Here is a 12,336-nt window from a genome sequence, read left to right as displayed (position 1 = left end):
TCGCCCGCGAAATCTACCCCCGCCTCATGACCGACCTCACCAACCTCCACAAACACCACCCCACTCCTTGACACACCATAGGAGCTTCCTGGGCGAAGCCAATCACATCTGGCAGGTGGGGTCCACACCCACGGAACCCAAGAAGGTCCGCCTACGGGACCCGACCAGGCTGGGTGCGATACGGACCGGAAGACCAAGCTGGACCCCACCTGACAGATGCGATTCCCTTGGGCAGGCCACACGGGAGGGAGACGCCACGATAAAACAACCCAACCACAGCAGCAATACCTAGGACAAGGGCTCCCTCTTGGCGGCCTGCCAGAGCGGCGAGCGAACATCTTTTGACAGTCACGAAAACAGAGGCCGCTGATCCACAATGGTCTTCATGACGATCGTCGACACCAAGCGCTGCACCCCAGGCAAGGTTGCCAGTTGTGAGTCGTAGAGTTCCTGGAAGGCGACCAGGTCGGTGGTCACGACTCGCAGGAGGTAGTCCGGGTCGCCGAAGAGGCGTTGGGCTTGGATCACCTGGGGTAGGTGGGCTACTGCTTCTTCCAGGTTGGCGACTGTTTGGCGGTCGCCTTGGCGCATGGAGACGAAGACCAGGGCTTCGAAGTTCAGGCCGAGTGTGGTGGGGTCGACGATGGCGCGGTAGCCGCGGATGGCGCCGGTGCGTTCCAGTTCGCGCAGTCGTCGATGGCAGGGGGACACGCTCAGTTTCACCCGGGCCGCCAGGTCGGTTACGGACAGGCGGCCGTCTCTCTGGAGCTCGGCAATAATTTGCCTGTCGATCCGGTCCATGCGCAAGAATATACCTCAGATGGCCGGGACCCGGGGTGAATTTGGAATCAAATGCCCTGGTCTGGAGCATAATGTTGCGCTCATGGAAATCAGGGCTGTGGGGGCTTTTCTGGTTGTCGACCTGCTTCTGATTCTGACGCCTGGGGCTGATTGGGCGTATGTCATCGCCGTTGGGGTTCGGGATCGGTCTGTGGTGCCGGCGGTGGTCGGGTTGGTTGCCGGGTATGCCGGGCACACGTTGCTTGTTGTGGGTGGGTTGGCGGCTGTTGTGGCCGCGTCGCCGGGGTTGCTCACCGGTCTCACGACTGTGGGCGCGGCGTACCTGATGTGGCTTGGTGGGTCCACGCTCGTCCGGGTTGCTGGGCCGGTGACCGAGGTTGTGGTTCCGCGGCGGGTGTTGGTGCGGGGAATCGGGATCAGTGGGTTGAACCCGAAGGGGTTGTTGCTGTACTTGGCTTTGCTTCCGCAGTTTGTGCGACCCGGGGCTGGGTGGCCGGTGGCTGTGCAGACCGGGGTCCTGGGGGTGCTGCACATGGTCGGTTGCGGAGTGGGCTACCTGGCCGTGGGGTTGGCGGCGCGGGTTGTGCTCAAGGCACGGCCGCGGGCGGCGCGCGTGGTCAGCAGGGCTTCAGGCGCCGCCATGATCCTGATCGGCGCCCTGCTCCTGGTGGAACGGCTCACGTAGGGCGCCGCTTGCGTGGGGTCAAGTGGATCGCGGGCAGGTCAGGCGCTGGGATCCGGTCGGTGCCGTGGTACGGGATCGTGCCGAACCTGGCGGGGTCCGCGCCTTCCCAGTCCGCTCGGGCCGCGGCGATGTCCGCGTGGCTCCGGCCGACGAAGTTCCACCACATCACCAGTTCGTCCGGAAACGGCTCGCCGCCAAGCAAAATCACCCGCGCGTCGCCCGTCACCGTGACCGAGTCACGGCCAGTCCCCAAGTACAGCAACGGACCCGGATCGACGGACACACCCGCCACCGCCACGGCGCCGGAGACGACCAGCAGGCCGTACTCCCAGTCAGGACGCAGCGGCAGCACGCCGGACCGCGTGACATCGACCTGCGCGCCGACCAGTGGCGAGTGGACGGTCGCCGGCGACACCACGTCACCCAACTGGCCCATGAACACCGTGGCCTCGATGCCGTCCGCGGACAGCGTCGGCAAGGTCGGGTACTGGGCGAAGTCCGGCTGGATGGCGTCGGACGCCGGCAGCGCCACCCACAGTTGCAGGCCGTGCAACGGGCCGGAGACCGAGATCTCCGAATGGGCGATGCCCCGGCCGCTGGTCATCAGGTTGAGCTGGCCCGGCCGGAGCACCACGTCGCTGCCCAGTGAGTCCCGGTGCCGGATCTCGCCGGTGAACGGCCACGTCACCGTCTGCAGGCCGGTGTGCGGATGCGGCAGGACCGTCATCACGTCCTGGTGCGGGCCGAAATGATCGAGGAAACACCACGCGCCGACCGTGGGCAGGCCGCGCTGCGGCAGGATCCGGTCGACGTGGATGCCCCGGATTCCGCCGAGCGGCACCGTCCGAGCCGGATACAACGAGGCTACCTGCGCGCCGGTGCCGGCGGCCACGCACTCGGTGACCGCGGGCGAGGCGTCGAGGTTACTCATCGCGGACGTCCTTGGGCCACGTCACATGGTCGTCGTACTTGTCCTTGTTGCGCACCACGAACTTCGCGATGAACGGGCACACAGGCACGATCCGTCGCCCACGAAGCACGACGTCGTCCAAGGCGCCCGCCGCGAGCACCTTTCCCAGGCCCTGTCCGGCGTACCCGTCGTCGATCTCCGTGTGCACGAAGACGACCTGGTCACCGACTACTTTGTACTCGGTGAACCCGGCGACCTGGTCGTCGACCCGCACCTCGTACCGGTTCGCGTCCGCGTTCGCCACGACACTCGGCTCAGCCACTTCGCACTCCTCGATCCGACAGGACACCGGGCCGGTGGGCGGGGACACGGACCGGCCCGGCGTGTGTCCTGTGTGGACATTACACCTGGTCTCCGCAGCACACCGCCCGGGGCCAGCACGTTCCACGCGGCCACCAACTGTGGGCCGCCCACCTCCATCAGAAGACTTGCTGGTTCGACGTTCACAGAACCACCGGCCCGCCGGATCTATTCCGGCTACGCGGATTTGCGTACGCGGAAATCCGCGCCACTGCGGACGACCAGAACCGGCCGCACCCGGACCATGGTGGTCATGAAACTGGCGAAGGGAACCCGAAGGGGCCTGCTGGTCACGCACATCGTGGCCGCCGGCACGTGGATCGGCATGGACGTGGTGATGGGTGTGCTCGTCTTCACCGCGCTCAGTGACCGCGACCTGCTCGCCGCCAACATCAACGCGCTGGCCCAGTTCGCGGTGTGGCCGCTGCTCACCGCCGGTCTGGTGTGCCTGGTCAGCGGGGTGCTGCTCGGGCTGGGCACCAGGTACGGGCTGGTGCGGTACTGGTGGGTCGCCGTCAAGCTCGCGCTGAACGTGGTGTTGTGCACGCTGGTGCTGTTCTCGCTGCGGCCAGGCGTCGAGGAGGCGGTGGCGACGGGCCAGCCCGGCGATTCGATGGCGTTTCCCCCGATCGTGTCGACGACCGCGCTGCTGTTCGCGACGTTCCTTTCGGTGTACAAGCCGTGGGGGCGCGTACGTAAGCGGACGTACGCGGCGGTAGTCGAGTCATGAAACCCCGTCGAGACCCGCCTGGTTATTCTAGTGCTAGAATAGTCGGGTGGCCGTTGACCTGACTCCCGCCGAGCTGACCCTGCTCGGCCTCCTGGTGGAGAAACCCCGACACGGTTACCAGCTGGAGGAGGTGATCGCCGGCCGCGGCATGCGGGACTGGACCGAGATCGGGTTCAGCTCCATCTACTACCTGCTGGGCAAGCTCCGCGACCGGGACCTGGTCACCGAGACCGAGTCCCAGCACAGCGGGCGGGGCAAGGCGCGCAAGGTCTACGCCCCCACGCCGGCCGGGTTCCAGGCGTGCGCGGACGCGGCCGAGCGGGCGGTCGCGCAACTGCGACCGGTGTTCCCGCCCGTCCTCGTCGGCTTGGCCAACCAGCCGGTCATCCCGCCCGAACGCCTCCGCCAAGCGCTCGCCCAACGCGCCGAGGCGCTCGCCGAACGCATCGCCATCGTCCGTCTCACGGCCGCCAACCAGCTGGACGCGCCGGGGTTCGTCCGCGCGATCTTCGACTACTCACTCGCCCAACTCACCGCCGAACAAGCGTGGCTGTCGGCCTACCGCAAGGAGATTGAATGACCGCCTACGACGTCAAACGGGAACTGAAGGACCTCTACGCGCCGAAGAACACCAGCTGGGCCCTGATCGACGTGCCCGAACAGCAGTTCCTCGCGATCGACGGCAAGGGCAACCCGAACACCGCGGACGAATACGCCCGTGCCGTCGAAGCGCTGTACGCCGTCGCGTACACGATCAAGTTCGCCGGCAAACGCGCCGGCAACGACCTGGTCGTCGCGCCGCTGGAAGGGCTGTGGTGGTCCGATGACATGGACAGCTTCACCGTGGGCGCCAAGGATTCCTGGCAGTGGACCATGCTGATCAGCCAGCCGAGCTGGGTCACCGCGGAGGACGTCAAGCAGGCGCAGGACGCCGCGTTGGCCAAGAAGAAACTCCCGGCCATCGCGAACATCCGGCACCTGAACCTGCACGAGGGCACCTGTGCCCAGGTGATGCACTTCGGGTCGTACGACGACGAAGCGCCGACGTTGGCCGCCCTGCACAACGAATACGTGGCCGCGAACGGCCTGCGGATGACCGGACTGCACCACGAGATCTACCTCGGTGACCCGCGCAGGACCGAACCGGCGAAGCTCAGGACCGTGCTCCGCCAGCCGGTTCGGCCAGCAACTCCGTGACGAAGTCGTTGCGGAACTTGCCTTCCGGGTCGAGCCGGCGAGTCAGGTCGCGGAAGTCGGCCAGCCGCGGGTAGCGGGACCGGACCACCTCGGGCGCGAGGGTGAACAGCTTCGCCCAGTGCGGCCGGGCCGCGAACGGCGCCAACTGCCGTTCGATCACGGACAGCACCGGGCGCACCGCGTCCGGGTCGGCGGCCAGCGTGAAGTGGATGCTGACCGCGTCCCGCTGGTAGAACGGGCTCAGCCACAGGGAATCCGCGGCGATCGTCCGGATCTCGCTGATCTGCAGCACGGGACAGATCCGCTCGCGGATCTCGTACACCGCCCGCAGGGCGGCCATCGCGTCCACGCGGGCCACCATGAACTCGGCCTGCAGCTCCTCCCCCGCGCTCGGCGTGAACTCGGGCCGGAAGTGCGGCATCCGTTCGTGCCACGGTCCCGGGACGCCCAACTGCTGCGTGCAGTTCTCCGCGGGCATGCCCGGCACCGGGTGCCGTGGGCCGTCCGCGGGTTTCGCGGGCACGGCGAGCTCCGGGTCGGTGGTCCGTTGCTTGACCCAGACCTGGTTGATCGTCGGCCCGGTCCAGTCGGTGAACAGGCTGACGCTGTACGCCCCGGCGAGGACAGCGAGCACGTCCTCATCGAACGCCAGTCCTTCGTAGACGTACTGCCGGACCTCGAACGCGGGGACCAGATCGAGCGTCACCGCGGTGACGATCCCGAGCGCGCCGAGCGCGACGACCGCGCCGTCGAAATCCGGGTCACCCCGGCTGAGGGTGACCGTCTCGCCCGTGGCGGTCACCATCTCCAAGGCGGACACGGCGGTCGCGAGGCTGCCGTTGCCCACCCCGGATCCGTGCGTCGCGGTCGCGCACGCTCCGGCGACCGAGATGTGCGGCAGTGACGCCATGTTCGCCAGCGCGAATCCGTCCACATGGGACGCGATCTCGGCGTACCTGAGGCCCGCCGACACCCGGACGGTCGACGCCGCCGAGTCCACATCGATCTGTCGCGGCAGTCCGTCCACCGAGACCAAAGCGCCTGTCGTGTCCGCCACCCGATGGAAACTGTGTCTCGTGCCCAAGGCCCGAATCCGATCGGTGGACGCCACCAGAGTCCGGAGCTCACCCAGGGATGTCGGCCGGTGGATCGCGGTCGCCCGGTAGGTGAGATTGCCCGCCCAGTTGTTCTCGTGAGTCACAGTCATGATGGGACCACGGCGGCGGACCGTTGGTCGACATGGCTTTGCTCAGTACTCGTCGTGATGCCGGACATCGGGGCCGCCGGCGGCCAGCAGCGCGCCGACGATCGCCCCGAAGGCCACGTGGTCGGCCCACTGCGGCAGCTGCGGGAGCTTCCGGATCGCCGGGTAGGCGCGACCGATCAGGTTCAGGTCGAGCGCCGCGATCGCCAGACCGGCCACCGCCCCGCCCGTCACACCGAGCTTCCTGCGCTGGTCGATCGCGGCCAGGACCACGGTCCAGGTCGCCGAGACGGCGAAGTGCACCAGGGCGCCCGCGGTGGCGTCCGGCCGGTCCTTTCGGCCTGGCACCAGGGTTCCCGCGGCTTTGGCAGCGGCCATCAGGTCCTTGCCGGTGAGGGCCGCGTGGACGGTCGACGGCAGACCGCTGAGAAGGGAGGCCGCGGTGCCGGCCAACAAAACCCTGGATGCTCGCGTCACCCGCCCACCTTAGTCTCGCCCTATGAACGGAATGCGACCACTGCCGGACGACCACTCAGGGGTGACTGTGCGAGCCGCCGGCGCCGAGGTGTCGTCGGCCGAGTTGGTGTTGTGGGAGACGCAGTTCGCCCGTCGGTGTTTGATGATGCTCAAGCAGCGCCTGGGTGCCGACCGGCTGCGCGAGCTGCTGGCGTCCGACATCGCCGAATCCACTCGCCGGTTCGGCGAGTGGCGGACGGCCTCCGGCGGCGAGCTCCGGTCGTTCACCGTGGAGATCGACATCGACGGTGTGACCGCCGGGCAGTTCAGCGGCTGGTACGCCGCCAACGTCAACGGGCCGGCGATGCTGGCCGCCCACCCCGAGCACTTCGTCTTCGAGGAGACGAACGGAACCGTGTCGATCATCGAGACGATGGGTGACGCGCCGGTGCTCCTGGACGTCGAGCCGCTGCCGCCGGACCAGGCGCCCGGACCACTGGACCCGGACTACCCGTACCGCGTGATCGGCGCCGGCCGGCTACCCGACGGCGAGGTGACAGGCGCCGTCCTGCACCAGTTCCGGGACGTGCCCGGCGGCTGCCAGGCCAAGCTGACGTGCTACTTCCCCGCCGCCACCCCGGACGACGTGATCGAAACCCACCAACGGCACGTCGCGGTGGAGTTCACCAACTGGCTCATCGCCGCCCGCGACGAAACGTAGGGTCACGGTGTCCAGCGCAGGGTCATATCGGGCAGCGCTGCCATGTTGCGGCTCCGACCCAGGTCCGGCATTCCGGCAGGAGCCGAATCACTACCGGGCTGTCACCATCCACCGAGGAACGGTACAAAGCCAGCGGACACCCGGGCCAACGATCAACCTAGGCGGCGGGTTCGTCGTGGTCCTGGGCGAGCAGTGCGGTGAGTTCCGCCAGAGCTTGGTCCGCGCCTTCGCCTTCCGCGGTCAGTTCGACTTCTTCGCCGCCCGCGACGCCCAGGGACATCACCGCGAGGATGCTGGACGCGGGGACGCCGGTCGTTCCCGGGCGGCCGATGAGCACCTGGACCGGTTGCCGGGCCGCCGCCTGGACGAGCAGGCCGGCCGGACGAGCGTGCAGACCCACCGCGGAGCCGATCTTCACCCGTGTGGTCGCCATGTGCACTCCCTTGCGTTTCTGGCAGAGAGCCAACGGTAACCACACCGAATGTGGTTACACAAGGGTTTCGTGTTGGTTTATGTTGGCTAGACTGTGATCACTTTGGGTCCGGCCGTGGCCATCTCGGCCGCGACCTCGCCGTCGATGCCCGTGTCGGTGATGAACGTGTCGATGTCGCCGAGATCGGCGAAGCGCGCGAAGTGGTCGTTGCCGACCTTGGTGTGGTCCGCGAGCAGCACGCAGCGTCGGCCGCACGCCATCGCCGCCCGCTTCACCATGGCCTCGGCCGAATCCGGCGTGGTGAGGCCGCGGTCGACGGACACCCCGTTCGTGGCGATGAACGCGACCTCCACGAACGTGTCCCGCAACGCCTGCAACGCCCAGGCGTCGACGGACGCGAGCGTGCGGCTACGCAGCCGGCCACCGACGAGCATCACGGTCAGGTTCGGGCGCGTGATCAGCGTCAGCGCGATGTTCACCGAATGAGTGACGATCGTCAGCTCGCGGTCCACCGGCAACGCGTCCGCCAGCCGGGCCGTGGTCGTGCCCGCGTCCAGCAGGATCGTGCCGGAATCGGGCAGCTCGGCGAGCGCGGCGCGGGCGATCCGGTTCTTCTCGTCGGTCATCACGGTCTCACGGACCGACAGCGCCGGCTCGAACCCCAGGCGTTCCACCGGGATCGCGCCGCCATGCACGCGTCGCAGCACCCCGTGCCGTTCCAGCACGGTCAGGTCGCGCCGGATGGTCTCCGTGGTCACCACGAACTCCTCGGCGAGCGCGGCCACGTCCACCCGGCCCTTGGTGCGAGCCCGCTCCAGGATGACCTGCTGCCGTTCCTCCGCGTACATGAATGTGACTTTATGTGGGTTTACCCGCGAGCAGCAACAACCATGCCCACATAGAGTATTGCAAAGCCACATGAACACATGCACAATCACCTGAAACCACGGGAAGACCCACATGGAGGCGGAACCAGCGTGTACGTCACGGTCACGGCCAACCCGAGCGTCGATCGCACGATCGAGGTGCGGGGGCTCGTGCGCGGCGGGCTGCACCGGGCCACCGCGGTCCACGTCCAGCCCGGCGGCAAGGGCATCAACGTGGCCAGGGCGTTGGTGTCCAACGGGATCAAGGCCCGAGCCGTGGTGCCGGCCGGCGGCGCCGAGGGCGAGCAGCTGATCAGCCTGCTCAGCGACTACAGCATCGACGTCGTCCGGGTGCCCGCGCTCGGGCCGGTGCGGATGAACGTGAGCGTCATCGAGCCCGACGCGACCGTCACCAAGCTGAACGAACCGGGCGCACGGCTGACCGCGACCGAGACGGCAGCCCTGGCGGACGCCGTGGTCAACGCGGCACACGACGCGTCCTGGGTGGTGGTCGCCGGCAGCCTGCCACCCGGCGTCGAGCCGCGGTTCTACGCCGACCTGATCCTGCGGCTGGCCCGTGCGGACGTCCGGGTCGCTGTGGACACCAGCGGCCTGGCGCTGCGGGCGGCCCTGACCGCCGGCCCCACCCTGGTCAAGCCGAACCACCACGAGCTGGCCGAGGCCGTGGACCGTCCACTGTCGACACTCGGGGACGTGGTCGACGCGGCCACGCACCTGCGCTCCCTCGGCGCGGGCGCGGTGCTGGCCAGCCTCGGCAGCGACGGCGCCGTCCTGGTCGACGACGACGGCGTCTGGCACGCGGAGGCCCCGGTCGTGTCGGCCCGCAGCTCGGTGGGTGCCGGCGACGCGATGCTGGCCGGTTTCCTCGCCGGCGGCGGAACAGGCGCACAGGCGCTGGTCAGCGGGGTGGCGTGGGGAGCGGCCGCGGTCTCGCTGCCGGGCAGCACGATGCCCAGGCCGGAGCACCTCCGGGGAGAACTGGTCGTCGTCCGGGCGGGGATCGAGGCGAAGCGACGGCTCAGCGAAGACCACTGAACAGAAGGTGTCGACGATGACAGAGACAGACGTGCGACCGTCCAGGACCCATCGGTTACGGGCCACGGTGCAACGCTTCGGCGGCCACCTCGCCGGGATGGTCATGCCGAACATCGGCGCGTTCATCGCGTGGGGCCTGATCACCGCGCTGTTCATCGATTCCGGCTGGACGCCCAACGCGCAGCTGGCCCAGCTGGTCAAACCGATGATCAGGATCCTGCTGCCGGTGCTGATCGGCTACACCGGCGGCCGGCTGGTGCACGGCCAGCGCGGCGCCGTGGTCGGCGCGGTCGCCACGATCGGCATCGCGGTCGGCGCGGACATCCCGATGTTCCTCGGCGCCATGCTGATCGGCCCGCTCACCGCGTTCCTGCTGAAACTGTGGGACGACTTCGTCGGGGTCAGGGTCAGTGCCGGCTTCAAGATGCTGGTGGACAACTTCAGCGCCGGCATCATCGGCGGCACCATGGCCGTCCTCGGCATGCTCGGCATCGGGCCGGCCGTCGAAGGCCTCACCAAGGCCCTCGGCAACGGCGTACAGGCGCTGGTCAACGAAGGGCTGCTGCCGCTCGTGTCGATCATCGTGGAGCCGGCCAAGGTGTTGTTCCTCAACAACGCCATCAACCACGGCGTGCTGTCGCCGCTCGGGGTCGCGCACTCCGCGGACACGGGCAAGGCGATCGAGTTCCTGATCGAGCCGAACCCCGGTCCCGGCCTCGGTGTCCTGCTGGCCATCACGCTGTTCGGCGTACGGTCGATGCGGTCCACCGCGCCCGGCGCGATCATCATCCAGTTCTTCGGCGGCATCCACGAGATCTACTTCCCGTACATCCTGGCCGCGCCGCGGCTGATCATCGCGGCCATCGCCGGCGGCGCCACCGGCGTGTTCGTGTTCAGCATCACCGGCGCTGGCCTGACCGCGACCCCGTCGCCGGGCAGCATCATCGCGGTCATGGCGGTCACCCCCAAGGGCGGGTACTTCGGCGTGATCGCGGGTATCGTCCTGGCCGCCGCCGTGTCCTTTGTGGTCGCTTCGGTACTGCTGAAGTTCGGCCGCACGGCGCGTGCAGAGGAACGCCAACGTGAAATCGCCAACGGAGGAGCAGCGGCATGAGCACGATCGACGGATCCGCGATCAAGAAGGTCGTCATCGCGTGTGACGCGGGCATGGGCAGCAGCGTCATGGTGGCGTCCCAGCTGGCCAAACGGCTCAAGCCGTACCAGGTCTCGGTGACGCACACCCCGGTCAACGACATCCCGGCCGACGCCGACGTCGTGCTGTGCCAGACTACTTTGCTGGCGAGGGCCAGGAAAGGCGCGCGGGAGAAGGTCGTGATCGGGTTCCAGAGCTTCCTCGGCGACCCGGTGTTCGACCTGGTGGAGGCGGCCATCCGGGACGGTGGTCCCCTTGCCGGCTGACCTTCTCGGCGTCGAAGGTGTCCAGCTTGGACTGACCGCGACCGACAAGGCGGACGCGATCGACCAGTGCGGCCGGGCCCTGTTGGCCGTCGGCGCGGTCAGCGTCGAGTACCTGGCGGCGATGCACGAACGCGAGGCCTCGGTGTCGACGTTCATCGGCGAGGGTGTCGCCATCCCGCACGGCACGGACGCGGCACGCGCCTTCGTGCTGCGCACATCGATCGTGGTGCTCCAGTTCCCCGAGGGAGTGGACTGGGACGGAAACCAGGTCACTGTGTGCGTCGGGATCGCGGCCAACGGGTCCGAACAGGTCGGGATCCTGTCCGCGCTGGCGCAGGTGCTGATGGATCCGGCCAAGGCCGCCGAGCTGCGTTCCGCGGCCGACGTCGACACCGTGCTCACCCTGTTGACATTCAAGGAGAACGAGTGAAGGTCGCGCGCTTCTACGCGCCCGGGGACATCCGGATCGAGGACACGCCCGAACCCGTCGCGGGGCCGGACGAGCTGAAGATCAAGGTGCACAACTGTTCCACCTGCGGCACCGACCTGAAGATCTTCCGGCACGGCCACCACCACATCGACCCGCCCCGGGTGATCGGCCACGAGATCGCCGGCTCGATCGTCGACGTCGGGTCCGATGTGGACGGCTGGACGGCCGGCGACCGGGTGCAGGTGATCGCCGCGATCCCGTGCGGTGACTGCCCGGACTGCCGGCGCGGCCGGCTGACGATCTGCCCGAACCAGAAGTCCATGGGCTACCACTACGACGGCGCCTTCGCCGAGTACATGATCGTGCCACGGGCCGTGCTGAAGGTCGACGGCGTGAACCGGATCGCGGACTCGCTGTCGTACGCCGAGGCGTCGGTCGCCGAGCCGCTCGCCTGCGTCCTCAATGGACAGGAGCTGGCCCGCGTCGGTGCCGGAGACGTCGTCGTGGTGATCGGCGCGGGCCCGATCGGCTGCCTGCACGTCCGGCTGGCTCGCGCGCGCGGCGCCGAGGCCGTGTACCTCGTCGAACTGTCCCGAGGACGGCTGGCGATGGCCGCCGCCCTGGTCAAGCCAGACGCGGCGATTTGTTCGGCGGATGTCGACCCGGTCGACGAGGTGCTGCGGCTGACCGACGGCCGTGGCGTGGACGTGGTGATCACGGCCGCGGCGGCGGGCAAGGCCCAGGAGGACGGGCTGCGGATGGCCGCCCGTCGCGGCCGGATCAGCTTCTTCGGCGGGCTGCCCAAGGACAACCCGGTCATCGCGTGCGACGCCAACCTCGTGCACTACCGCGAACTGACGATCGTGGGCGCCAACGGCTCCAGCCCGGCCCACAACAAGCAGGCCCTCGCGCTGGTCGCCGCCGGCGCGGTGCCCGTGGACGACCTGATCACCCACCGGATGCCGCTGGCCGGCGTGCTCGACGCCATCCACACGGTCAGCACCGGCGAAGCCATCAAGGTCACCATCGAGCCGTAAGGAATCCCAGCCGTCGCCCAGCCGTTGACCC

At 68.4% G+C, this 12,336-nt stretch carries 17 protein-coding genes; 10 read left to right on the top strand and 7 right to left on the bottom strand.

Annotated features, from left to right (window positions below):
- Positions 1 to 348: 348 nt before the first annotated feature.
- Positions 349 to 801 (bottom strand): Lrp/AsnC family transcriptional regulator, encoded by a 453-nt coding sequence (locus tag EV192_RS35640; protein WP_132122983.1) that lies wholly within the window; start codon positions 799 to 801, stop codon positions 349 to 351.
- An 82-nt stretch (positions 802 to 883) separates the two neighbouring features.
- On the opposite strand from EV192_RS35640, the gene EV192_RS35635 reads away from it, so the two are divergent.
- A complete protein-coding gene (locus EV192_RS35635; RefSeq protein ID WP_132122982.1) occupies positions 884 to 1,486 on the top strand; it encodes a LysE family translocator in 603 nt (200 codons plus the stop codon).
- Here EV192_RS35635 and EV192_RS35630 read toward each other — a convergent pair.
- Positions 1,479 to 2,417, bottom strand: coding sequence for a pirin family protein (locus EV192_RS35630; RefSeq protein WP_132122981.1), 939 nt, complete (start codon positions 2,415 to 2,417; stop codon positions 1,479 to 1,481). The two genes, EV192_RS35635 and EV192_RS35630, sit on opposite strands and share 8 nt — an antisense overlap.
- Complete coding sequence (locus EV192_RS35625) at positions 2,410 to 2,718, bottom strand: GNAT family N-acetyltransferase (RefSeq protein WP_132122980.1); 309 nt, start codon at positions 2,716 to 2,718, stop codon at positions 2,410 to 2,412. Before EV192_RS35625 ends, EV192_RS35630 begins: the two co-directional genes overlap by 8 nt.
- A gap of 291 nt (positions 2,719 to 3,009) precedes the next feature.
- Between EV192_RS35625 and EV192_RS35620 the strand changes: the two genes are divergently transcribed.
- Genes EV192_RS35620 through EV192_RS35610 form a run of 3 tightly spaced genes read left to right on the top strand, consistent with a single transcriptional unit; the run spans position 3,010 to position 4,683 of the window.
- The gene (locus EV192_RS35620) at positions 3,010 to 3,486 is read left to right on the top strand and encodes a hypothetical protein (protein ID WP_243727278.1); all 477 of its coding nucleotides are present in this window, start codon (positions 3,010 to 3,012) and stop codon (positions 3,484 to 3,486) included.
- Between the two features lie 46 nt (positions 3,487 to 3,532).
- Positions 3,533 to 4,066 (top strand): PadR family transcriptional regulator, encoded by a 534-nt coding sequence (locus EV192_RS35615; protein ID WP_132122979.1) that lies wholly within the window; start codon positions 3,533 to 3,535, stop codon positions 4,064 to 4,066.
- A complete protein-coding gene (locus tag EV192_RS35610; RefSeq protein ID WP_132122978.1) occupies positions 4,063 to 4,683 on the top strand; it encodes a GyrI-like domain-containing protein in 621 nt (206 codons plus the stop codon). The genes EV192_RS35615 and EV192_RS35610 overlap by 4 nt, the downstream gene beginning before the upstream one ends.
- Here EV192_RS35610 and EV192_RS35605 read toward each other — a convergent pair.
- Together EV192_RS35605 and EV192_RS35600 are read right to left on the bottom strand one after the other, a co-directional pair.
- A complete protein-coding gene (locus tag EV192_RS35605; RefSeq protein WP_132122977.1) occupies positions 4,640 to 5,890 on the bottom strand; it encodes a D-arabinono-1,4-lactone oxidase in 1,251 nt (416 codons plus the stop codon). The two genes, EV192_RS35610 and EV192_RS35605, sit on opposite strands and share 44 nt — an antisense overlap.
- Before the next feature lie 42 nt (positions 5,891 to 5,932).
- Positions 5,933 to 6,364, bottom strand: coding sequence for a hypothetical protein (locus tag EV192_RS35600; protein ID WP_243727277.1), 432 nt, complete (start codon positions 6,362 to 6,364; stop codon positions 5,933 to 5,935).
- 22 nt (positions 6,365 to 6,386) lie between these two features.
- On the opposite strand from EV192_RS35600, the gene EV192_RS35595 reads away from it, so the two are divergent.
- On the top strand, positions 6,387 to 7,064 hold the full coding sequence (locus EV192_RS35595) for a hypothetical protein (protein ID WP_132122976.1): 678 nt from the start codon (positions 6,387 to 6,389) through the stop codon (positions 7,062 to 7,064).
- A 157-nt stretch (positions 7,065 to 7,221) separates the two neighbouring features.
- Here the strand turns inward: EV192_RS35595 and EV192_RS35590 are convergent, their stop codons facing one another.
- The gene (locus tag EV192_RS35590; protein WP_132122975.1) at positions 7,222 to 7,497 is read right to left on the bottom strand and encodes an HPr family phosphocarrier protein; all 276 of its coding nucleotides are present in this window, start codon (positions 7,495 to 7,497) and stop codon (positions 7,222 to 7,224) included.
- Between the two features lie 86 nt (positions 7,498 to 7,583).
- Entirely contained in the window at positions 7,584 to 8,345 is a 762-nt protein-coding gene (locus EV192_RS35585) for a DeoR/GlpR family DNA-binding transcription regulator (RefSeq protein ID WP_132122974.1), read from the bottom strand.
- A 129-nt stretch (positions 8,346 to 8,474) separates the two neighbouring features.
- Here EV192_RS35585 and pfkB point away from each other — a divergent pair, with 129 nt between their 5' ends.
- Genes pfkB through EV192_RS35560 form a run of 5 tightly spaced genes read left to right on the top strand, consistent with a single transcriptional unit; the run spans position 8,475 to position 12,305 of the window.
- A complete protein-coding gene (gene pfkB, locus EV192_RS35580) occupies positions 8,475 to 9,419 on the top strand; it encodes a 1-phosphofructokinase (protein ID WP_132122973.1) in 945 nt (314 codons plus the stop codon).
- Between the two features lie 16 nt (positions 9,420 to 9,435).
- Positions 9,436 to 10,533, top strand: a complete 1,098-nt coding sequence (gene mtlA / locus EV192_RS35575) for a mannitol-specific PTS transporter subunit IIC (protein WP_132122972.1) — start codon at positions 9,436 to 9,438, stop codon at positions 10,531 to 10,533.
- Positions 10,530 to 10,838: a PTS lactose transporter subunit IIB gene (locus tag EV192_RS35570; protein ID WP_132122971.1), complete on the top strand. Its 309-nt coding sequence runs from the start codon at positions 10,530 to 10,532 to the stop codon at positions 10,836 to 10,838. The genes mtlA and EV192_RS35570 overlap by 4 nt, the downstream gene beginning before the upstream one ends.
- Positions 10,828 to 11,268: a PTS mannitol transporter subunit IIA gene (locus EV192_RS35565; RefSeq protein ID WP_132122970.1), complete on the top strand. Its 441-nt coding sequence runs from the start codon at positions 10,828 to 10,830 to the stop codon at positions 11,266 to 11,268. The genes EV192_RS35570 and EV192_RS35565 overlap by 11 nt, the downstream gene beginning before the upstream one ends.
- Positions 11,265 to 12,305 carry a zinc-dependent dehydrogenase gene (locus tag EV192_RS35560; RefSeq protein WP_132122969.1) on the top strand — a complete coding sequence of 347 codons (1,041 nt, stop codon included), beginning with the start codon at positions 11,265 to 11,267 and terminating at the stop codon, positions 12,303 to 12,305. Before EV192_RS35565 ends, EV192_RS35560 begins: the two co-directional genes overlap by 4 nt.
- Positions 12,306 to 12,336: the final 31 nt, after the last annotated feature.

Source organism: Actinocrispum wychmicini, assembly GCF_004345645.1.
Classification (GTDB): domain Bacteria; phylum Actinomycetota; class Actinomycetes; order Mycobacteriales; family Pseudonocardiaceae; genus Kibdelosporangium; species Kibdelosporangium wychmicini.
This window is presented reverse-complemented; position numbering and strand designations above follow the sequence as displayed.

Excerpts from the sequence above, each read along its gene's own strand:
- EV192_RS35640 (WP_132122983.1), bottom strand. The coding sequence starts at position 801 with ATGGACCGGATCGACAGGCAAATTATTGCCGAGCTCCAGAGAGACGGC.
- EV192_RS35635 (WP_132122982.1), top strand. The coding sequence starts at position 884 with ATGGAAATCAGGGCTGTGGGGGCTTTTCTGGTTGTCGACCTGCTTCTG.
- EV192_RS35630 (WP_132122981.1), bottom strand. The coding sequence starts at position 2,417 with ATGAGTAACCTCGACGCCTCGCCCGCGGTCACCGAGTGCGTGGCCGCC.
- EV192_RS35620 (WP_243727278.1), top strand. The coding sequence starts at position 3,010 with ATGAAACTGGCGAAGGGAACCCGAAGGGGCCTGCTGGTCACGCACATC.
- EV192_RS35610 (WP_132122978.1), top strand. The coding sequence starts at position 4,063 with ATGACCGCCTACGACGTCAAACGGGAACTGAAGGACCTCTACGCGCCG.
- EV192_RS35605 (WP_132122977.1), bottom strand. The coding sequence starts at position 5,890 with ATGACTGTGACTCACGAGAACAACTGGGCGGGCAATCTCACCTACCGG.
- EV192_RS35595 (WP_132122976.1), top strand. The coding sequence starts at position 6,387 with ATGAACGGAATGCGACCACTGCCGGACGACCACTCAGGGGTGACTGTG.
- EV192_RS35590 (WP_132122975.1), bottom strand. The coding sequence starts at position 7,497 with ATGGCGACCACACGGGTGAAGATCGGCTCCGCGGTGGGTCTGCACGCT.
- EV192_RS35585 (WP_132122974.1), bottom strand. The coding sequence starts at position 8,345 with ATGTACGCGGAGGAACGGCAGCAGGTCATCCTGGAGCGGGCTCGCACC.
- mtlA (WP_132122972.1), top strand. The coding sequence starts at position 9,436 with ATGACAGAGACAGACGTGCGACCGTCCAGGACCCATCGGTTACGGGCC.
- EV192_RS35570 (WP_132122971.1), top strand. The coding sequence starts at position 10,530 with ATGAGCACGATCGACGGATCCGCGATCAAGAAGGTCGTCATCGCGTGT.